Annotated in this window: 13 protein-coding genes and 1 tRNA gene; 6 read left to right on the top strand and 8 right to left on the bottom strand. The window is 49.0% G+C overall.

The annotated features are described in order from the left end of the window. The first annotated feature begins 16 nt into the window (after positions 1 to 16). The 3 genes from ACFQNF_RS12650 (at position 17) to ACFQNF_RS12640 (ending at position 4675) form a co-directional block, all read left to right on the top strand. Entirely contained in the window at positions 17 to 1333 is a 1317-nt protein-coding gene (locus ACFQNF_RS12650; protein WP_380188313.1) for a sodium-dependent transporter, read from the top strand. A 472-nt stretch (positions 1334 to 1805) separates the two neighbouring features. Beyond that, positions 1806 to 3122 (top strand): sodium-dependent transporter, encoded by a 1317-nt coding sequence (locus ACFQNF_RS12645; protein WP_380188312.1) that lies wholly within the window; start codon positions 1806 to 1808, stop codon positions 3120 to 3122. 239 nt (positions 3123 to 3361) lie between these two features. Next, positions 3362 to 4675 (top strand): sodium-dependent transporter, encoded by a 1314-nt coding sequence (locus ACFQNF_RS12640; RefSeq protein ID WP_380188311.1) that lies wholly within the window; start codon positions 3362 to 3364, stop codon positions 4673 to 4675. A gap of 272 nt (positions 4676 to 4947) precedes the next feature. On the opposite strand, the gene ACFQNF_RS12635 is transcribed toward ACFQNF_RS12640, so the two are convergent. The 4 genes from ACFQNF_RS12635 to ACFQNF_RS12620 form a co-directional block, all read right to left on the bottom strand. Next, a complete protein-coding gene (locus ACFQNF_RS12635) occupies positions 4948 to 8004 on the bottom strand; it encodes an efflux RND transporter permease subunit (protein ID WP_380188310.1) in 3057 nt (1018 codons plus the stop codon). Next, positions 8001 to 9116 (bottom strand): efflux RND transporter periplasmic adaptor subunit, encoded by a 1116-nt coding sequence (locus tag ACFQNF_RS12630; RefSeq protein ID WP_380188309.1) that lies wholly within the window; start codon positions 9114 to 9116, stop codon positions 8001 to 8003. Before ACFQNF_RS12630 ends, ACFQNF_RS12635 begins: the two co-directional genes overlap by 4 nt. Beyond that, the gene (gene lplT / locus ACFQNF_RS12625) at positions 9109 to 10401 is read right to left on the bottom strand and encodes a lysophospholipid transporter LplT (RefSeq protein ID WP_380188308.1); all 1293 of its coding nucleotides are present in this window, start codon (positions 10399 to 10401) and stop codon (positions 9109 to 9111) included. Before lplT ends, ACFQNF_RS12630 begins: the two co-directional genes overlap by 8 nt. A 432-nt stretch (positions 10402 to 10833) precedes the next feature. After that, on the bottom strand, positions 10834 to 11214 hold the full coding sequence (locus ACFQNF_RS12620; protein ID WP_380188307.1) for a hypothetical protein: 381 nt from the start codon (positions 11212 to 11214) through the stop codon (positions 10834 to 10836). Positions 11215 to 11565: 351 nt separating this feature from the next. On the opposite strand from ACFQNF_RS12620, the gene ACFQNF_RS12615 reads away from it, so the two are divergent. Further along, positions 11566 to 12138 carry a PEP-CTERM sorting domain-containing protein gene (locus ACFQNF_RS12615; protein WP_380188306.1) on the top strand — a complete coding sequence of 191 codons (573 nt, stop codon included), beginning with the start codon at positions 11566 to 11568 and terminating at the stop codon, positions 12136 to 12138. Between the two features lie 43 nt (positions 12139 to 12181). On the opposite strand, the gene ACFQNF_RS12610 is transcribed toward ACFQNF_RS12615, so the two are convergent. Together ACFQNF_RS12610 and rarD are read right to left on the bottom strand one after the other, a co-directional pair. Further along, on the bottom strand, positions 12182 to 15025 hold the full coding sequence (locus tag ACFQNF_RS12610; protein ID WP_380188305.1) for an IPT/TIG domain-containing protein: 2844 nt from the start codon (positions 15023 to 15025) through the stop codon (positions 12182 to 12184). A 593-nt stretch (positions 15026 to 15618) separates the two neighbouring features. Beyond that, positions 15619 to 16512, bottom strand: a complete 894-nt coding sequence (rarD, locus tag ACFQNF_RS12605) for an EamA family transporter RarD (RefSeq protein ID WP_380188304.1) — start codon at positions 16510 to 16512, stop codon at positions 15619 to 15621. Positions 16513 to 17337: 825 nt separating this feature from the next. On the opposite strand from rarD, the gene ACFQNF_RS12600 reads away from it, so the two are divergent. Next, the gene (locus ACFQNF_RS12600; RefSeq protein ID WP_380188303.1) at positions 17338 to 18786 is read left to right on the top strand and encodes an aminoacyl-histidine dipeptidase; all 1449 of its coding nucleotides are present in this window, start codon (positions 17338 to 17340) and stop codon (positions 18784 to 18786) included. A 51-nt stretch (positions 18787 to 18837) separates the two neighbouring features. Here the strand turns inward: ACFQNF_RS12600 and ACFQNF_RS12595 are convergent, their stop codons facing one another. Beyond that, complete coding sequence (locus ACFQNF_RS12595) at positions 18838 to 19158, bottom strand: DMT family transporter (protein ID WP_380188302.1); 321 nt, start codon at positions 19156 to 19158, stop codon at positions 18838 to 18840. A gap of 222 nt (positions 19159 to 19380) precedes the next feature. Continuing rightward, on the bottom strand, positions 19381 to 20130 hold the full coding sequence (locus tag ACFQNF_RS12590; protein WP_380188301.1) for a c-type cytochrome: 750 nt from the start codon (positions 20128 to 20130) through the stop codon (positions 19381 to 19383). Between the two features lie 146 nt (positions 20131 to 20276). On the opposite strand from ACFQNF_RS12590, the gene ACFQNF_RS12585 reads away from it, so the two are divergent. Further along, positions 20277 to 20353: transfer RNA gene (locus tag ACFQNF_RS12585), tRNA-Arg, on the top strand. Positions 20354 to 20398: the final 45 nt, after the last annotated feature.

Raw genomic sequence — 20398 nt, 5'->3', positions numbered from 1 at the left:
AAAAAAGGACCATATCATGACTACTCGCTCTAACTGGGGCTCTAAGCTGGGATTCGTGCTTGCTGCGGCAGGCTCGGCCATTGGCCTTGGGGCCATCTGGAAATTCCCTTACGTGACGGCCATGAATGGCGGTGGCGTGTTTTTACTGCTGTTTTTATTTTTTAGCTTCACCTTGGGTCTTGCCCAAATGGTGGTGGAATTTACCTTGGGCCGTAGCGCGCAAACGGGGCCGGTAGGGATGTTTCGCAAGCTGGCGGGTAAATCTTGGCCGCTGATTGGCATGATGGGGATTTTTGCGGGCTTTGTGCTCTACAGCTTTTACAGCGTGGTGGGCGGCTGGACGCTGGCTTACCTTGCGCTGGCTATGGATGGCTCGGTGCTGACTACCGACACCAAGGTGCTCAAAGATACTTTCGAGCATTATGTATCTAACCCTTTCTGGCCGATTTTGACCCACGGTGTATTTGTGCTGGCGACGCTAGGTATTGTGATTGGCGGTATCGAAAAAGGCATTGAGCGCGCCAGCAAATTGCTGATGCCGGGTCTGTTTATCATCATGCTGATTTTGATCGCCCGATCCTTAACGCTGCCCGGCGCATGGCAGGGCGTGGTGGCCTTCTTTGCCCCCGATTTCTCTAAGCTGACTCCTGCTATGGTTGTCGATGCCTTGGGTCTGGCGTTTTTCTCGCTGTCTTTAGGCACGGGCGGCATGATTGCTTACGGCTCTTACGTAAAGCAAGAAACACCGGTATTGCATTCCGCAGCTTGGGTGGTGGGTTTGTCTTGCACCGTGGCGATTTTGGCCGGGCTGATGATTTTCCCTGCGCTGTTTGCCTTTAAGCTTGATCCAAGCGCAGGCCCGGGCCTGACCTTTATGACCATGCCGGTGGTGTTTGCCAGCCTGCCCTTTGGCCAAATCTTCGCCATCGCCTTCTTTGCCCTGCTCTCGGTGGCCGCGCTGACGTCATCCGTTTCGATGCTCGAGCTGATCGCTACGCTATTTTTGGATGAATACAAACTGCCACGCCGCAAAGTGATTCTTTGGCTATCTTTGGCTGTGTTCCTCTGCGGCATCCCCGCATCGCTGTCTTTTGGCCCCTGGGCGGATGTGAAATTCTTTGGCAAAACCATTTTTGATCTGATGGATTACAGCGTCTCCAATGTAATGATGCCGCTAGGCGGAATCGGCGTGGCGCTCTTCGCAGGCTGGCGCGTATGGCCGCTATTGGAAGAGCACTCTGGCCTAGCTGGCTTGCCACTCTTCGGCCTGAAATGGAGCTGCCGCGTGGTCGCGCCTTTATCGATTGCGGTGATTTTGGTGAAGAATCTTTGATATTAATTTGCAAACTCTAAAACCAAGATCAAAACCCAAATCCTGAAACACGGAGGACACAGAGAACACGAAGTTTCACGGAGAAAAACAGGCTTGAGTTAAGTTGTTTTAATTTTGTTTTGAGTATTTTAAAACTCTGTAACTTGGATTCGTATCGCTGCAAATTGCACAGGGCTTAAATCCCCCTTGAAGCACGCCGAAGCGAGGAATAAGCGGCTCGGGGTTTCGGAAAAGGGGTAGCGAGGCAGCGAGCGAGCAGCCTTTTGCGCCGAGCCGATTATCCGCAGTGAGGGGCCTTCGTGCTGGTCGGGGCGGCTTTCTTTGCTTACTTTCTTGGCCGTTCAAGAAAGTGAGTCCCCGCGGGGATGCCGCACCAAAATCAACGTGCCGAAGGCACTAAATTAATAAAGCCTTGTTTTAGATTTGCATAGAGCCCCTTGGGCTCATTTATTAAAAACACGCAGGATGTTTTATGACTACACGTAATGCTTGGGGCTCACGTTTGGGCTTTATTCTGGCGGCGGCAGGCTCGGCCATTGGGCTGGGGGCGATTTGGAAGTTTCCTTATGTCACGGCTATGAATGGTGGCGGGGCGTTTTTGCTGTTGTTTCTGATTTTTAGTTTTACCTTGGGTCTTGCGCTGATGATGGCCGAGATTGCCTTGGGCCGCTCGGCCGCCAATGGTGCGGTGGGCGCGTTTAAAAAAATTGGCGGCAAGCCTTGGGCGCTTTTGGGCCTGCTCGGCGTAATTGCTGGCTTTGTGCTGTTTTCATTTTATAGCGTGGTGGGCGGCTGGACTTTTGCCTACCTTGGCAAGGCCATCGATGGCAGCGTATTGAGTGCCGATCCTAAGGCCTTAGAAGCGATGTTTGGCAGCTTTGTATCTGATCCAATCAAACCCTTGATTACCCACGCGCTGTTTACGCTGGCGACTTTAGGCATTGTGCTGGGCGGTATTGAGAAAGGCATAGAGCGGGCGGGCAAGGTGCTGATGCCTGCGCTGTTTATTATTATGCTGGTTCTGATGCTGCGCTCTTTAACCCTGCCAGGGGCATGGGCCGGTGTGGTGCAGTTTTTAGCGCCAGACTGGAGCCGCGTTAATCCTTCGATGGTGGTGGAAGCCTTGGGGCTGGCGTTTTTCTCGCTGTCTTTGGGCGTGGGGGCAATGGTGGCCTATGGCTCTTATATGCATTCCAATGAGGAGATTCTTTCTGCATCGCTGTGGGTGGTGTTTTTGGCGGTAATGATTGCGCTCTTGGCTGGGCTGATGATTTTCCCAGCGGTGGCGGCCTTTGGCTTAAACCCTGCTGCTGGGCCGGGGCTCACCTTTATGACCATGCCGGTGGTGTTTATGCATCTGCCCTTTGGCCAGCTATTTGCGATCGCCTTTTTTGCCCTGTTGGCTACTGCGGCCTTGTCTTCATCGGTAGCGATGTTGGAATTGATCGCCATCTGGTTTATTGACGATCTAAAACTGCCGCGCCGCCCTGTACTGATCGGCATCGCCTTGGCGGTGTTCTTATGCGGTATTCCGGCGTCGTGGTCGTTTGGTATCTGGTCTGATGTGCGCATCTTTGGTAAAAGCATTTTTGATGCAATGGATTACTTTGTATCGAATCTAGCCATGCCGGTTGGCGGGATTGGCTTGGCGTTGCTGGCGGGCTGGAAAGCGGGGGACACGCTGGTGGATGAAGTGGGCTTGCGAGGCTGGAAAAGACAAGCTTGGCTGATTACCTGCCGCTACCTTGCGCCAATCTTGATCACCACGGTGCTGGTGAAAAATCTGTAAACCTTGCTGCAACGCAAAATTACTACTTGACCATCAGGCAGCTTACAAGGCATTCTAAAAGCATGAATACGAACACACTCAATCACCCAGCAACTTGGTGGCGCATTTTTTAGTGCGGCACCTTGGGTATTGATCTATGGGGCCGCCGAAAGGGCGGCCTTTTATTTAGCTCGCGCATTCGGTGGCAGATTTATTTGGCAAATGGCTTTGGGCTTATTTGCCGCTACTAGGAATAGCGCATGTCTCGTTCGCAATGGAGCTCTAAACTCGGCTTTATTCTTGCCTCCGCAGGGGCGACCGTCGGTTTAGGCTCAATCTGGAAATTCCCTTACGTTACCGCCATGAATGGTGGCGGTGCGTTTCTGCTTATTTTTGTGCTGATCACTTTTACGCTGGGCATTGCGCTGATGCTGGCCGAAATTGCCATTGGCCGCGCTGCGGCATGTGGTGCTGTGGGCGCATTTAAAAAGTTCGGCGGTAAGGGCTGGTCTGCCGTCGGCTATGTCGGCGTGCTGTGCGGGCTGATTGTATTTTCTTTTTATAGCGTGGTCGGCGGCTGGACCATCGGCTATCTGCTGCGCGCCATCGATGGCCGCGTCATGAGTAACGATCCCAAGGCCTTGAGCGCTTTATTTGGGCAATACGTTTCCAGCCCTGTTGAGCCAATTATCACCCATGCTCTGTTTGCCTTACTCACCCTGATTGTGGTGATGTTTGGTATTCAAAAAGGTATTGAGCGGGCGGGCAAGGTGCTGATGCCCGCTCTATTTCTTTTGATGCTAGCGCTGATTGTCCGTTCTTTAACGCTGCCAGGCGCTTGGGCTGGGGTGGAGGCATTTTTAGCTCCGGATTTCTCTAAAGTAAACTCAAAAATGCTGGTCGATGCGCTGGGCTTGGCGTTTTTCTCGCTATCGGTGGGCGCAGGTTGCATGCTGGCTTACGGCTCCTACCTTGGGCGTGATGTAAAGCTGGTCAATGCCGCGATGTGGGTGACGGGCTTAACCACCATGACCTCGATTTTGGCAGGCCTGATGATTTTTCCCGCCATTACCGCCTTTGGTTTGGACGCCGCAGCAGGCCCGGGCCTCACTTATATGACCATGCCGGTGGTGTTTAACCATCTGCCTTTTGGTCAGTTTTTTGCTGCAGCGTTCTTTGCACTGCTTTTGGTCGCGGCGCTCACCTCCTCCGTTTCTTTGCTTGAGTTAATCGCGGTGTATCCGATTGATGAATGGAATCTGCCGCGTAAAGCCACCACCGGCGTGATTACGCTCTTGGTGTTTCTGGCCGGTATTCCTGCCTCGCTCTCGTTTGGCGTGCTGGGCGAATACAAATGGTTTGGCCGCAATGTGTTTGAGCTGATGGATTACAGCGCATCCAATATCCTCTTGCCCTTGGGTGGCATCGGCACGGCACTGTTTGCAGGCTGGAAAATCTGGCCAGTTATCGAAGCCGAGCTAGAGCTTAGCCCTGTTTTAAACTGGGGAATGAAGTGGATGTGCCGCGTTGTTGCTCCGGCCTTGATCGCTTTGATCTTGGTTTACAACTTATAAGCAAATGCTTCATCCCGTCATCCCCGAATGCATTGATCGGGGATCCAGCATATCCACTGGATTCCCGATAGAAGCACTCGGGAATGACGCTTTGAATGAGCCTTACCGCTTATCCCCGTTCAAGTCGCACAAGGCTGTGAGCGCTCTGTGGATAAGTGGGGCAAGTCTTTGTTCTGTAGGTGGCTTTTTTTGCTGATTAAATTTTAAGCAATCTGGCTTTCAGGCATAACAACAGATATTAAAAAAGGCCAGCATCTCTGCTGGCCTTTCTCTTATTTGGCTTTCTGCCAGCGCTTTTGCAAGCCGTCAAAGCTTAAGTAAAGCGCGGGGGTGATGTAGAGGGTGATGAGCTGCGATAGCACCAAGCCACCGACTACCGCCACGCCCATGGGCTGGCGTAGCTCGGCCCCTGCGCCTATGCCGATGGCAATTGGCATGGCGCCCATAATGGCGGCGAGGGTGGTCATCATGATGGGGCGGAATCGTAGTAAGCAGGCTTCACGAATCGCGTCCACGGGTGCTTTGCCTTCTTTACGCTCGGCTTCCAGCGCAAAGTCGATCATCATAATGGCGTTTTTCTTGACGATACCAATCAGGAGCAAAATCCCGACCATGGCGATAAAGGTCAGCGGTAGGCCGACGATATCGAGCGCAATAAGTGCCCCCACTGCCGCAGAAGGAATCCCCGCCAAAATGGTCAGCGGGTGAATCCAGCTTTCATACAGCACGCCCAGAATCACATAAATCACCGCCACGGCCACTAAAATCAGCCAGAGCTGGGTGTTTTGCGATTGCTGGAATACGGCTGCGTCCCCAGCGAATTCGCCAAATATTTTAGGTGGCAGCTGGATTTCCTGCTTCAGGGCTTCGATCTTGGCAGCGGCATCCGAGAGTGTTTTGCCTTCGGCCATATTAAACGACAGCGTCACCGCAGGCAGCTGGCCTTGGTGGTTGATGGCGTTATTAGTCATGATGCGCTCGACGCTGGAAAAGGCCGAGATTGGCACTAAGACGCCGCTATTGCTGCGTGCATAGAGCTTGTTCAGCGCCGATTCATCCGTGCGATATTCATCAGAGAGCTGCATCAGCACCGAATAGCTGTCTTGCGGCAGATAAATTGTGCTGATTTCACGCTCGCCAAACGCGCCATACAGCGTTTCGCGCAGATTTTGCATATCGATACCCAAGGTTTGCGCCTTGTCTCTATCAATATTGAGCCTTGCTTGCAGGCCGCGCTTTTCGGTGTCTGATGTGACTTCGGTAAAGATAGGCGATTGGCGCATGGCGCGCATCAGCTTGTCTGACCAATCACTTAGCTCGTCCGATTGCACGGCTTGCAGGGTGTATTGGTAGCGACTTTTGGAGCTACGTGCGCCAATTTTTAAGTTTTGTGTCGGGTTAAAAAACACCGAGATGCCGGTAATTCCGCTGGTATCTTTACGCAGGCTGGCTACGGTTTTTTCCATAGAAAGGCGCTGATTGCGAGGCTTGAGGCTAATAAACATCCGGCCACGATTACCGCTGGATAGGCTAGAAACCACCACGTTTACATTGGGATTTTTTTGAATCCGCTCGGCGACTTCGGTATGCAGTTTCAGCATGGCAGGGTAGGCAATATCCTGCGGGCCCTCGCTGCTAGCCTGAATCTGGCCGATATCTTCTTCAGGGAAAAAACCCTTGGGCATGGATTGATATAACCAAGCAGTGAGCACAAAGGTGGCAAGTGCAACAGCTAACATCAGCTTGCGTTGGCCTAAGCTCCAATCCAGTGTGCGCTGATAGCCGCTGAGCACGCGATGAAAGCCCCGTTCAAAAAAGCGGCTCCATGCGGGCACATGGGCGTCCGGTGTTTCGTGCTTAATATAACGTGCGGCCAGCATCGGGATCAGCGTTAGCGCCACCACGGCGGATACCATAATCGCTAAGGTGACGACGGCGGCAAATTCATGGAACAGCAGGCCAATGGTGCCGGGCATAAAGAAAATCGGAATAAACACGGCAATCAGGGATACCGAAATCGATACCACGGTAAAGCCGACTTCTTGCGCGCCCTGAATGGCGGCTTCCATGGGCTTCATGCCGTTTTCAACGTGGCGCATGATGTTTTCAAGCACCACAATCGCATCATCCACCACCAAACCAATGGCAATGGTCAGCCCCATCAGCGAGATATTATCGAGGCTATACCCCAGCCAGTGCATCAGTGCAAAGGTGGCAATCAGCGAGATGGGCAGCGATAAAGCCGGGATTAGCGTGGCTGCAGCACGGCGTAAAAACAGCAGAATTACGCCTACCACCAGCAGCATGGTCAGCAGCATGGTGAGGTTTACATCGTGAATTGCTTCGCGCACAGATTGCGATCTGTCGTTCAAGACTTGCACATTTACCGAGGCAGGCATTTGCGATTTAAGCTGTGGCAAGGCGGCTTTAATAGCATCAACTACGGCAACGGTATTGGCGTCGGACTGGCGCATCACGGCCAGTACGATCGAGCGTTCGCCGTTAATCCAGCTGCCGCTTTTCACGTCTTGCACGCTGTCTTCAACCGTGGCGACATCGGCTAAGCGCACCGGTTGCATATTTTTTTGCGCAACAATCAAGTTGGAAAAGTCGGCGGCATTTTTAAGCTGCTCATTGGCTTGCAGCGCTAGCACCTGGCGCTTGCCATCGAGTTGGCCGACGGGACTATTGGCATTGGCAGATTTCAGCGCGGCGGATAGCTCGGCCAGCGTCATATCCCTTGCGGCCAATCGCTCGGGGTTGACTTGCACCCGCACGGCAAAGCGTTTTTGCCCGTAAATCATGACCTGCGCCACGCCATTTAGGGTAGAGAGCGTGGGGGAAATCAGGTTGTCGCCGTAATCGTTCAGCTCGGCCAAGCTCATCGATGGCGAGTTAATCCCCACCATTAGCACCGGTGCATCTGCTGGGTTTACTTTGCGATAGCTCGGCGGGCTGGTCATATCTTTAGGCAAGCCACGGGAAGCACGATAGAGCGCGGCTTGCACATCGACGGCCGCATCGTCGATATTGCGGTTAGCGTCAAATTCTAGCGTCAGCGATACCTTGCCCTGAGTGCTGCTCGAGGTAATGACGGCAAGGCCGGGAATGGTTGAAAATTGCTTTTCGAGCGGGGTAGCCACCGAGGTCGACATCGTTTCTGGGCTGGCACCGGGCAAGCTGCCAGACACCTCGATGGTGGGCATATTAAAAGAGGGCAGGGCAGAGATCGGCAGATTAAACCAAGCCACTACCCCAGCGACAACGATAGCCAGCCACAAGAGTGTTGTTGCTATGGGCTTATTAATGCTTAGTAAGGAGATATTCATTTTGCGGCACTGGCGGCAGTTTTCGGTGCACTTGCGTCACGCTTTTTGGCTTCGCGAACTTTGCTGCCTTCACGCAGATTTTGCCCGCCTTCTTTTACCACTTTGATATTGCTGCCTATGCCGCTGACGACGGCGCGCTCGTTTTCAACTTGCAGCAATTCAACCGGAATCGATTTCACTGTTTGATCTGCCTGAATCGCAAATACAAAGCGCCGGTCCGGGCCGGTTTGCACGGCTTGAGTCGGCAAGACCACGGCATTTTTAAGCGTGCCAGCAGCCACTTTTACTGGCACAAAAGCACCGGGCCAGAGCAGATTTTTAGGATTGGCAAATTCTGCTTTTAAGGCAATGGTGCCCGAGCTTGAATTTACCGCATTATCGATAAAGCTCAACTTACCTTGCAGCGTATTGCCATCAGATAAAGAAGCGCTTACTAAAATTGGTGTAGGGGCGTTTTGCAAGGTAGCAAGATCGCGCTCAGGCAGGCTGAAGGTCACGGTAATCGGGTCGAGCTGGCTGATGGTCACGAGCGGGATGGCAATACTGGGCTGCACATAGCTGCCCGTGTAAACGCCAACCAGACCGGCTCGCCCGCTCAGTGGTGCTCTGATTTGTGAATAAGAGAGCATTATTCGGGCCGCATCCACCGCTGCACGTTCTGCAGCCAGTGTAGCTTGCAGGGTTTCTAATTTGCTTTGAGCATTGTCAAGCGCAGTTTTAGAGATAAAACTTTGCGCGGCTAGCTCTTTAGAGCGGGTGTAATCCCTTTCTGCTGCAGCAAGTTGGGCCTGGTTTTGCGCAAGTTTGGCTATGGCCTGGCGCACATTGGCTTCGTCTTCCCGTGCATCTAGGCTAAATAAAAGCTGGCCCGCGCTGATCTGATCGCCTTCTTTAAAATGGACTTTACTAATGAGTCCGTTTTTTTGCGGGCGTACTTCTACCTGATCAAGCGGGCTAACGTGGCCTTGGGCACTTAAATGAAGTGCAATATCAGCCGTTTGGGTGGTGGTGGCAATTACCTGCTGTGGAGGGCGTTCTGCTTGTTCTTTTGGGGCTGTTTTACCGCAGCCAGCAAGGGCTAAGGCAAGGAGGGTCAGGCTATATTTAGTCATTCATAATTCCAGCACGAACACCGCGCCGGAACCGTACGGTGATCGCAATCATAGTCAGGGCCACCATCAGGCCAAAGCCTGTAATGATGGCGTACATAGGCGGTATTCCGCTGATTTGAAATTGATGCGCCACGGCTTTGCTCGCAGCTTCGGTAACGGGTTGGCTAAAGTATTTCACCATCAGGGCATGAATCCCTACCATTACTAAAATACCAATATTCTCGTTAAAGTTTTGCACGGCAATAGAGTGGCCAGCACCCATCAGTGTATGGCCTCTGTGTTGCAACATGGCGTTTAATGGCACCACAAAGAAGCCTGATAAACATCCCACAATAAACATCAGAAATGCAGCAAGCCAAATATTGTGAACAAACAGCATACCGATCACCATAATTCCCATGGCAATCCCTGCTGGCAACACGCTAAATGCTTTTTTGAGCGGAACACAATGGCCGGCAAGAATTGCGCCTGCCGCAATGCCAAATGCAACTACTGCGACTAGCTGAGTCGCTTGTTCCATGGAAAAGTTCAACCAAATAATGGCCCAGTTCAATACTACCAGGCGCATGGTGGCCCCCGCACCCCAAAAGAGCGTGGTTACACCGAGGGATAATTGGCCCTGAGGGTCTTTCCATAGCTTGGCTACGCAGCACCAGAATTCTTTAATGAGCGCCACAGGCTGTAGCTGCAGCGGTTTAAGCTCTACATTCAGCTTAGGGATGTAACAGTTTAGCCAAGAGGCGGCCAAGTAGAGCAAAATAATTGCGGCAATGGCAAAGGTGGCTGGGGAAAAGAACGCGCCTAGTACGGTGCTGTTAAGCCAAGGGGCAACGTGTGAGCCAGCCAGTAACCCGCCCAAGATCGTGCCAAAAATAATGGCGCTAACGGTTGCACCCTCTAGCCAGCCATTGGCGGCAACCAGCTTTTCGTGTGGTAGGTATTCGGTAATGATGCCGTATTTGGCGGGGGAGTAAGCGGCAGCGCCAAAGCCGACTAAGGCATAGGCCATAATTGGTGGCAGTCCAACCAGCATCCCCAGACAACCAGCCAGCTTGATGCCATTGCAAATCATCATTGCCTTACCCTTGTGCATGGAATCAGCAAAAGAGCCTGCAAAGGGGGCAAGGACAACATAAGACACCGTAAAACACCATAGCAGCATTGATAAATGCCATTCGGGTGAATGTTGCTCTTTCAGTAGCGCAAGGGCCGCAAAGAAGAGGGCGTTGTCAGCAAGCGCAGATAAAAATTGCGCGCCAAGAATAATGAAAAATCCACGATTCATCTTGGAACAGTACCCTTTTTTATAGTGTGGGGTTTATATCACGAAACGCGATATAACGGCATTATCGCTGTTGCGTCGAACTAACTTACTGCTCTCTGGTGCAGGGCCGCCCTCATCTTAAGGGTTTTGTATCTTAAGAACGCGTTGATTTGGCCGATCCTGCCGGGGCTTCGGCAAGCTTACTGCAAATGGGATCAAAGATTGAGCCGTTTGTTCTGAGCTTGCCGAATGAGTAATATAAATTTATTTAACATATTTTTGCTGTTTGGTCAGTAAGTTGTAATTTTTGTGTATTGATGACTTATAGCCTTTGATAATGACTCGTGCAACTTGTTCAGTTGATCAAACGGGTTATGGTGATGGTGTGATTAGCGGGAGCGATAATAGTTTCTGTATTTAAGCATTTATGCTGCTGTGGTGGCTTTTCAGTATTTAGCACAGCTCTTTAATGGCCATGCCAAAGGAGCTATCTTCATTCTTCTTTATAAAGTCCCGTCCGCCTCGTACATTAACTGAAAGCTCAGCACTCCCCTTGTCATCAAACAAAAAGGTGCGAATTGGGGAGACTGTTTTTTTGCTGCAATTAATTTGTAAGTCTGCTTCGATACGAGTAATGCTGCCGTTTTCTGTTGACGTGGGTTCTGATAAATCATTGCGGATACGGGTCGTGATGATTGCTCCTTTTCGGATCTGGGTATCCAGTACCGAAATCAGATTGCCATCGGGTGTATTGCCTAATTCCAGCCATTGGCCAGCATAGCTTATCTTGGTAAGGCAGAGCATCAGTACGCTTGCCAGAGCAAAGCTTTTCATAATGTGTGCCATGTTAGTGTGAACCGACTGATCATAAAAGAATGCCATGATCGTGTTGTGCGGCAAAGTACCCTTAGGGAAAAACACCAAATGGCAAATATATGTCATTTACATTGCTTGATTCATTCTTATTAATTAAAACAATAAGCTAACCACGCTGATTTTTATTTTACTTTTGAACATGGAATTACTTGAGTTAATTATAAAATGAGTAATTGCTTATATATGGAAATTAATTCGTATTCTTTGATAATTAATTAATTGTCGGCTAGAATAATTTCTGCACTTGAAATCAAACCGATGAATGAATGTAATTAAATTAATATATAAGCGTAATCTTCTGGAGTGGATATGAATACTTTTAAATCTTTTGCATTGAATGTGCTGTTCCTTTTTTCAGCAACATTCTCTCCAACTGTTTCTGCCCAGCTGATCAATTTTGATGCTCTGGGGCAAGACAGCGCCGCGATTAATAACGGCTATGCGGGCTTTAACTGGTCTAATTTTACTTCGATGAATGGTACTTTTGTACCAAATTCAGGTTTTGAACGTGGCGTGGTTTCTGGGCCTAATATTGCATATAACCAAGATGGTCTTGCTGCTTCGTTTTCGCGTGAAACGGCTTTTACTTTGCGTGATATGTATGTCACCAAAGGATTGACAGCGGGAATAACCCACTTCGAAGGTTATATCGGTAATACACTCACTTTTTCTAGAAGCGTATTCTCTAGCACGGCCGCTCCAAGCCATATTGTGTTTGACTGGGTAGGCATTACCAAGCTGAAATTCTTTGGCGAACCCGGCACATCAGAAACAGTGATCGATAATATTCATGTTGCCGCTGTGCCAGAGCCTGAAACTTATGCCCTTATGGGCCTGGGTTTACTTGCTGTGATCGTGGCTAAGCGCCGTAAACGGGTCTGAAAAAAATAACCGGCCAGCCCTTCGATCAGCGGCCGGTTATTTATTAGCGCTGTAATCGTATCAGGCTTGGATTCAAACCATCTGATAAAGAAAGTTCAAACTGCCCGCCAGCGGGCACGCCTGCTAAATCAATCACAATTTTTCCTCCTTGTGCCTGATTCGCCAGTAATTGGCGTGATTTGCCAAGGTGCATTACGCTTAAATAGGGGTATTGTTTGATATCCCAGTTCATCACCAGCTTCCCTGCATTTTCCTGCCATTGCACTTTGGCCCCGCTTGGGGCGCTGGCCGTAGCGCCTGCACGAGTTTGGCTTTGCTGCCTATCTAATCGCTTACCTTTATGCCAAATTTCAATGGATGCCAAGGGGCCCGGCTGGGGAATGCTGATAAAAAAGTGCGCTACTGCGCCATGGGCATCCGCCACTTCTACCGGATTAAAGCGTTGAATAATGGGTTTGGCGTTTGCACGAATTAAATGCAGCTCGTAATCACCTTTGGTCACCGCTTTTATATTGCCGCTGCGCGAGAAGATGGGGTCAAAGCTCACTCCTTTTTCACTAATGCTGCCGGATATATCAATCAGATTCATAGGCAGGGTGTACCCAGCAGCTTGGGGTGCAAGTGCGTAATTATGCTGCTCTAAAAACTCTTGTACCTTGGCGTAATTGTAATCAGAGAACCAGCGCCCATCGCAATAGCCCATGATGTCGCTATTATTATCTTCGTCCAGCGTAAGTAATGTGTTGCTTAGAGGATCAAAGGGCAGGGTGTTGCCGATTTTTCCATCAGAATAAGGGAATGATTTGTCAGGATTACGCACCCCACCGCAAGGTGCGTGAGGCCGGCTTAGATTGTGTCCCAGCTCATGCCCCATTGTTTTTAGGTCGTTATCGTAATTGGCATCCAGCCCGATGGCGGTGCTGTTTGCACTACCCGAACCAATTGGATTGACATAGCCCAGCCCAGCAATACCACCGCTAAATCTTGGATCAGGAACCAAACCATAGTAATGACGGCCACTGCCTTCTTTAATACGCAGCTGGCTTAGCTCAGAAAGCGCCTTGTTCCAGCCTGCCGAACCCGTATTGGCATCATCGATGCTCTTCATTTCGGTGGTTGAGCCGACGGTGGTCAGCTTATACGGTGCGCGAAAGCTGATATTGAGCGAGTTGCTGGCGAGCGGGAAAATATTACTCAGCATTTGTCGCACTGCCATTTCGTCGGGGGCTTTGGCGCTAATACGATTGCCTTTGCCATCATTATCAATTTGTAAGGGGACCAGCACTAAATCCATATTGGTGGATTGACCAACAATGGGATTAATACTTTTGCTGGAACCATTGCTTACTTTCTGTTCAGGATCAACATCGACACGCAGGCTTAGGCCGGATTTAATCCATTTTTCAGGCAATTTTACATTAAAGCTTTGGGCTAGCTGAGCACGGGCCACCGATGCTGGGATAAAAGCGGGGCCGCTCATTTCCAGGGGTTGGCCTTGTGGAATACCATTGAGTGAGGCACTTAGCCAAACACGCGGGCTAGCCAACTTGCTGCTGTTGGTGGTGAGGCTGGCACGAACAATCGTCGTTTTACCGGGGACTAAGCGCTGGTATGGCTCGCCAATGAGTTGCGAGTAATTTTGTACTACGGCTACGCTTTCTAGATTAATTGTCGGTTTAGTCGGGGGCACTACGGTAGGCGGCAAAACGACCAGCTTAAAGTTTCCGGCAGAAATAGTTTGCGTACCCGCCTTTAATACCACTTCGCCATTGCCGTTGGCAGGAATTTGCAGGGTAAGCTGAGTGGATGTTTTACTGATTATTTTGGCGTTATTGCCCCCCACAGTAGCGCTGCTTACTGTGTCTAATCCTTGGCCTGATAAGTTGATTTGACTATCAACGGGGCCGCTTAAGGGGCTCATTGCACTGACATTGATAAGGGCAGTGACTTCAAAGCGTGTATTGCTTTGTAAGTTGCGTTTTCCCCAGATTAAAGTCAAAGGGCCGCTCAGTGCGTTTTCGGGAATGATGACATCTAGGCGGCTATCTGCGCGGCCTTGAATATGGGCTGCTTGCTTATTGGCAAATAAGACTTGCTCAACTTGCTCCATGCCCTGGCCAAGCAAGCTGATCGTCTGTCCTGGCAGCCCTGCGGCAGGGCGCAGCACGGGTTGAGCCACGGTCTGCCAAATCTGAACAACCTGCGCTAATGTTTGTATCTCTCCGTTTTTATCTTCAAAGCTGATAAAGCCTGATCGTGCTGCCGCCGGAATGCTAACGGAGTATTTATTATTAGATTGGTTAATTTTGGGCAAAATAACGCCACTCAGCCGCACACTTTTAATTTGATTTAATAGTTTGCCAGTCAGTGTCAGTGTATCGCCAGTGTTGAGCTCGGTGCTGGATAGCTCATCAATTTGCGGCCCATAAACTGTAATTTTCTGGGCGGCTTGAACAACATTGCCTTCTTTATGCAGTGTGAGCATGCCTGATTGCGCAGCTTGCGTGAGAGTCACCTCGATCACTTGTTCAGAGATCACTTTAAATGGCAGCTCGGCCTGATCAATAAAGACTTTTTTGACTTGAGATAAACCGATCCCTTTGATAGTGATCGTATTGCCCTCGCTTGCTTCAAGTGGATTGATACTGTCGATTGCAAAAGGCGGGGCAGGCGGGAGTGTTGGAGCAGGGGCAACCGGGGTTGCCGTATTTGTAGGTGTGCTGCCAACTGGCCCGACTGAATTAACGGGTGGCGTGGCTGTGGGGCTTGCATTAGATGCGTCTGAGCCACCTCCACCACCACAAGCGCTCGTTATTAAAACAATGCTTGAAGTGAGGAATAACTTGCTGGTTTTTTTTTGTGCGAGTTTTTTAATGTTTGAAAACACAGATTGTCCTGAGGTGGATTAGAGGAGGCTCAGACGATCTGCTGTTTGTTATGCCGAATGAGTTGGCGCATTCTATGTAAATCAAACAGTTGTTTATGTAACATAAAGCACGTAAGTAATATCTAATACACTAGCTTTTTATTTATGAAAGTAATGTGTCAATTAAAATTAAATGTTTGCTATCTTTATGAATTTAAATAGAAAAATAAAAATGAACAGGTCAAGGTAGGCTAGGTATTTTATCTGCACGGCAAGCAGAGCCCATTTTCCTCTACGATGAATACCTTAGGGTCTGTTGACGTTTCATTCACAATTGCGCTGAGGCGGAAAATGGCTAGGCACAAGGCATGCGACGAAGGCAATAACGAGTTATTTCCGAGGAGCATAACGCAGTGGATGGCCATTTTCCGCCTCAGCCCAGTCCTAGCGAGGAAAACCCCTCGCACGCGGAGGGTTGGCTGCATTTTTGGGGCGGAACGAAAGTTAAAAATCGCTAATGGTACTCGTGCCATGTCGCAATTTTTGCCTTGTTCAGCCCCAAAACTGCAGCCAACGCAGCCGTGAATGAAACGTCAACAGACCCTGGCTGCAAGCTAAGCGTTTCGCCTCTGGCGGCGTAAGGTCTGAGCACTTTGCCAGCATGTCAGCATAATGCCCAACCAGATTGGGATATAAGTACCCAAGCCGGAGACACTGAAAGGCTCGCCCAGCACAAATAAAGAGATAAAGAACAGCAGTACGGGCTCTACATAACCCAAAATACCAAGCAGGCCAATAGTAAGTAATTTACTGGCCATTAGATAGCAGACAAAAGCGGTTGCCGTCATGATGCCAAGGCAAGGCAGTAAAAGCCATAATTGGGGCGCGCTTTGTAAAGCATCGGTGGCAGCGGGGTGCAGGTAAAGGAGCGCAACTGCGCCTGGTAAAATAAAGAGGGTCTCAAGTAAAAAGCCACTAAATGGGTCGAGATGCAATGCTCTGCGTATCATTAAGTAGGGCGGGTAGCCCAGTGCGGTCACCAGTGTTACCCAAGAGAAAGCCCTTGTTAACCAAAGCTCATGTAAAACGCCCGCTAATGCAAAGCACACTGCAAGCCATTGCAAGCGGCTGGGGCGTTCTTTGTAAATAAAAAAACCAACCAGCACCATGACCAAGGGTAATAAAAAATAGCCCAGTGATACTTCTTGCAAGCGCCCTTCAAGCGGGGCCCACATAAACATCAATTGTTGAATCGCTAATAAAAGTGCGTTGACAGGTAAAGCAAGCCAAAGAATGGGCTCATGCTTAAAACGAGCCAGCGTACTGCGCATTTTAGTGCCGTGTTTGAGTAAGGCGAGTAAGATCAGCATCGCAGGCACGGTCCAGACAATGCGCCAGGCAAAAATATCTAAGCCCTGTAAAGGCGTGAGCTGAGTGCTATACCAGCCTAAAATAGAAAAAACCAGTGATGCAATAAGCGAGAGTAATAAGCCTTGGCCTGAGAGCATACGTTATCTTTTTACGGTGATAAGGGATTAATAAAATGTTTTTATAGCTGGGTAGGTCAAGAGCAAATAACCAAAAAATGAATGTTTAGCATTTTTTAAGTTTTTGATTATTTAAAAAATGAACCTTGATAATACCACTTGTCATACGGCTTTCGCAGTCCCTGTTATCCCGCCTTTTAACAGTAAAGATAATCAATATATAATGCCCGCCAGCATTTATGATCTGAAATAAGCAGTTTGCTAGAGGCTTGTTTAAAAATCTGCACATTATTTGCTGCGTCTGAGGTCTTGATTATTATTTTAGAACATGCTTGTGAGCTGGATTATCAGGAAAAAATTTGTTAGTTTTGCGGCTGGAAAAGTAAATAAAATAGATATACAGTGAAATTGTCTGCTGTGCTTTCAGCTTTGTTCTTGCTGAGAAAAGTAGATTTGGCTAAGTACACTGGATTTTTATAATTAAAATACCTTACTTCACATCTCAATTTTCTATTTTTTCTCTTAAAGCTGATCGTGAGATTGTGTGCTGGTTTTAGTTTGTTGTTTTTAAAGTATCATTTTTATAAGCTACAAAGCAGGTTAGTACATTAAACGGCGCGTTCATTACATTTATTGAAAAAACAAGCTTTGATTTGTCATCTATTTGTAAAATAATTCTTTGCATGATGTGCCTTATTATAAAAAAATTAAAAATGACATTATGACTTTTTTCCTTCGTTTTTTATTTATCCCAAGCTTTGAGTAGATTGCTTTGGAATTCTATAACTCCGTTTTGCTTCGTTTATATGGCAAATCACTATATCCTGTTATTGACTGAGATTAATCATGGTAATTACAGATCTTGCCCCACAGCCTTTATGGCGTCATTTCGACACTATTTGTCGCTTTCCTCGACCGTCACGTCATGAATCCGCTTTGCGTGATCATCTTCGTGCATGGGCATTAGAGCGTGGCTTGGCCGTGCAAATTGATAAGGGTGGAAATCTCATTATTAGAAAGCCTGCTTCGGCAGGCATGGAAGATCGGCAAGGCGTGGTATTGCAGGGCCATTTAGATATGGTGGCGCAAAAAAATGCCAATCATGCTCACAATTTTATGGTTGATCCTATCCGCACTCGGGTTGAGAACGGCTGGGTTCATGCCGAAGGCACCACGCTGGGTGCAGATAATGGTATTGGTGTCGCGGCGGCTTTAGCTATGCTGGAAAGCAATTTGCCACATGGCCCGCTGGAAGTACTGCTCACTGTGGACGAAGAAAGCGGCATGACAGGCGCACGCGCGCTGGAGCCTGGCGTATTGCAAGGCCAGCTTTTGCTTAATCTGGATACAGAAGAATGGGGCGAGGTGTATGTGGGCTGTGCAGGTGGGGTGGATATTACCCTGACACGTAAATTAAGCACGGAGCCTTTAGCGGCTGGTTTTGATGTTTTTGAGATTTCGCTAACCGGCTTAGTGGGCGGGCATTCAGGTGTGGATATTCATCTGGAGCGTGGCAATGCAATTCGTTTGCTGGCCCGGGTGATGAATGCAGCGAGCCGTGAAATTGAAGCGAAGCTGGTTTCCTTTAGTGGCGGTACTTTACGCAATGCGCTGGCACGTGAAGCTTTCGCTAAAATCTCTGTAGCAGCCTGTGATGCGCCACGTCTGGCAGAGATTGTAGATAGCTATCAGGCCTTGTTCCGCGATGAATTAGCGGGCACAGATCCAAACCTAGCGATTTCCTTAAACCCGTCTACGGCAGATACGGTGCCAATAACGGCCCATGCGCGTTTAGCGCTCGATATGTTGCTGGCCTTGCCACATGGTGTGCGCTGCTGGAGTAAATCGCTGCCGGGCGTGGTGGAAACCTCCAATAATTTAGGCGTGGTAACGATTGATAACGGGCGCTTTGAAGCCGTTTTAATGGTGAGATCGCTTAAAAATATCCGTATGCGCGAGCTGGCTGATGCCATTACAGCAGTTGGCCGTTTAGGTGGCTGTGCGGTAGAAGAAGAAGGCGAATATCCGGGCTGGACGCCCGATCTGAAATCGGCTGCTTTAGCTTTACTGCAAAATGTATATCAGCAGCGTTATGGTGAAACACCCGCTGTGCAAGTGATTCACGCTGGGCTTGAATGTGGTTTGCTTGGGGCAGCATATCCAAAAATGGATATGGTGTCTTTTGGCCCAACGATTCGAGGGGCGCATTCCCCGGATGAGCGGGTAGAAATTGCCTCAGTGGCTTCTTTCTGGGAATTACTGGTAGATGCTTTAGCCGCCGTGCCTAAAGCTTAAGCTTGTTTAATACGCAAAAAGGCTTGCTTTAAATAAGCAAGCCTTTTTTATTTAACTCGCCATTTTCAAGCCAACTACGCCGCTGACAATCAGACATAAGAAGAAAATTCGGGTATAACCGAGCGGATCACCAAATAGCATAATCCCACCAATTGTTACGCCCACTGCGCCCAGCCCGGTCCAGATTGCATAAGCTGTACCCGCAGGAATTCCTTTCATGGCATAAGAAAGTAATGCCATATTTAAAAAAGATAAAGTAATTGATCCAGCCACAACCCATGGGTTGGGATTTAATTGAATATATTTTAATGATAAAGCCCAGACAATCTCAGTAAATACTGCAACGCCTAATACCAACCAATAGCTAAACATAAAGAGTGCCTTGCACACCACGGGCTAATCGATCACTCCGTATCGGAAACCCGGAAGAAATACGGAGTAGGCCATTTTGTTTAAGCGAGTAATCGAATTAAACCAATGGCATAGATAAGGTGGTATTTTCTTTGATGCGTGGCCTAAGAACAAGGGAAATAGTGGCTGTATAGGCGTAAAAAAGCGGGCAAAGCATGCCCGCTTTTTTTGAATGGCACCGCTTTACTTACTGCTATTCACCATATAGTGAACTGCAGCAGCGAATTCTGCATCTGTTCCGCTATAGCCACCCTTGGCTGGCATTGCATTTAAACCTTTAGTGGCAATTGCAATTGCACCTTCAACGCCATCTTTAAGGCGTGGAGCCCAAGCCGCTTTATCACCCAATTTCGGAGCGCCTGCTATGCCAGCAGCATGGCAAGCCATGCAAACTGAATCGTAAATTTCTTTACCCTTAGTGGCAGGGTCAACAGCCGCACCCGCAGCAGCGCCTTCAACCTTAGGCTCTTCAAATTTAGCACCAACCGCATTGCCCATATAAGCCACTGCACGTTTGACTTCATCATCGGTTAAATCGGCTGCTCCACCTTTGGCGGGCATCGCGTTAAAACCCTTGATTGCATGAGTCCAGAGCGTTTCAAAGCCCTTAGAAATACGAGCACCCCAAGCACCAGCATCGGCAAATTTAGGTGCACCGGCCAGGCCAGTGCCATGACAGGACAAACAGACTGCTTCGTAAACTGCTTTACCATTTTTAGATCCCGGAGGGCCACCATCTACAATCTTGATGCTGCCTACAGGTTGTAAGCGTGCAGAAACGGCTTCTGTGGTCATGGTGGAGCGTGTTACATCAACGCCGCTGCCTGAGGTAAACAGCTTGATAAGCAGATAAACAAATAGCGGTACCCCAATCACTGACGCCAGAATCATGCCAGCAATGCCCTTTGACGCTTTCACGTTGCTACCGCTCATTGTCATCCCTTTTTATGTAAGTTCATGAGTTGGAAATAAAACCATATACGATTGAGGGTGATTATACCGACATTTTGCAGCAAGCAACAAAGCCTACACGTAGACTGAGGCGCATAAACACGTTATTATGCGGTCCTTCCTGTAGTGCGCTCATAGCTCAGTTGGATAGAGTGTCAGTTTCCGAAGCTGAAGGTCGTAGGTTCGATTCCTACTGGGCGCACCAATCTCATATCAATTAAATCAAGGCTTACCGCGATTAGGATGAGTT

Origin of the sequence: Iodobacter arcticus (assembly GCF_042664895.1) — a bacterium.
Taxonomy (GTDB): Bacteria; Pseudomonadota; Gammaproteobacteria; order Burkholderiales; family Chitinibacteraceae; genus Iodobacter; species Iodobacter arcticus.
The sequence above is the reverse complement of the archived record's forward strand: the minus strand, read 5'-3'. Positions and strand labels throughout refer to the sequence as shown.

What these genes read in the sequence shown, in the direction of transcription:
- ACFQNF_RS12640 (WP_380188311.1), top strand. Translation starts at nt 3,362, where the DNA reads ATGTCTCGTTCGCAATGGAGCTCTAAACTCGGCTTTATTCTTGCCTCC.
- ACFQNF_RS12600 (WP_380188303.1), top strand. Translation starts at nt 17,338, where the DNA reads ATGGTAATTACAGATCTTGCCCCACAGCCTTTATGGCGTCATTTCGAC.
- ACFQNF_RS12620 (WP_380188307.1), bottom strand. Translation starts at nt 11,214, where the DNA reads ATGAAAAGCTTTGCTCTGGCAAGCGTACTGATGCTCTGCCTTACCAAG.
- ACFQNF_RS12595 (WP_380188302.1), bottom strand. Translation starts at nt 19,158, where the DNA reads ATGTTTAGCTATTGGTTGGTATTAGGCGTTGCAGTATTTACTGAGATT.
- lplT (WP_380188308.1), bottom strand. Translation starts at nt 10,401, where the DNA reads ATGAATCGTGGATTTTTCATTATTCTTGGCGCGCAATTTTTATCTGCG.
- rarD (WP_380188304.1), bottom strand. Translation starts at nt 16,512, where the DNA reads ATGCTCTCAGGCCAAGGCTTATTACTCTCGCTTATTGCATCACTGGTT.
- ACFQNF_RS12635 (WP_380188310.1), bottom strand. Translation starts at nt 8,004, where the DNA reads ATGAATATCTCCTTACTAAGCATTAATAAGCCCATAGCAACAACACTC.
- ACFQNF_RS12650 (WP_380188313.1), top strand. Translation starts at nt 17, where the DNA reads ATGACTACTCGCTCTAACTGGGGCTCTAAGCTGGGATTCGTGCTTGCT.
- ACFQNF_RS12615 (WP_380188306.1), top strand. Translation starts at nt 11,566, where the DNA reads ATGAATACTTTTAAATCTTTTGCATTGAATGTGCTGTTCCTTTTTTCA.
- ACFQNF_RS12590 (WP_380188301.1), bottom strand. Translation starts at nt 20,130, where the DNA reads ATGAGCGGTAGCAACGTGAAAGCGTCAAAGGGCATTGCTGGCATGATT.
- ACFQNF_RS12630 (WP_380188309.1), bottom strand. Translation starts at nt 9,116, where the DNA reads ATGACTAAATATAGCCTGACCCTCCTTGCCTTAGCCCTTGCTGGCTGC.
- ACFQNF_RS12645 (WP_380188312.1), top strand. Translation starts at nt 1,806, where the DNA reads ATGACTACACGTAATGCTTGGGGCTCACGTTTGGGCTTTATTCTGGCG.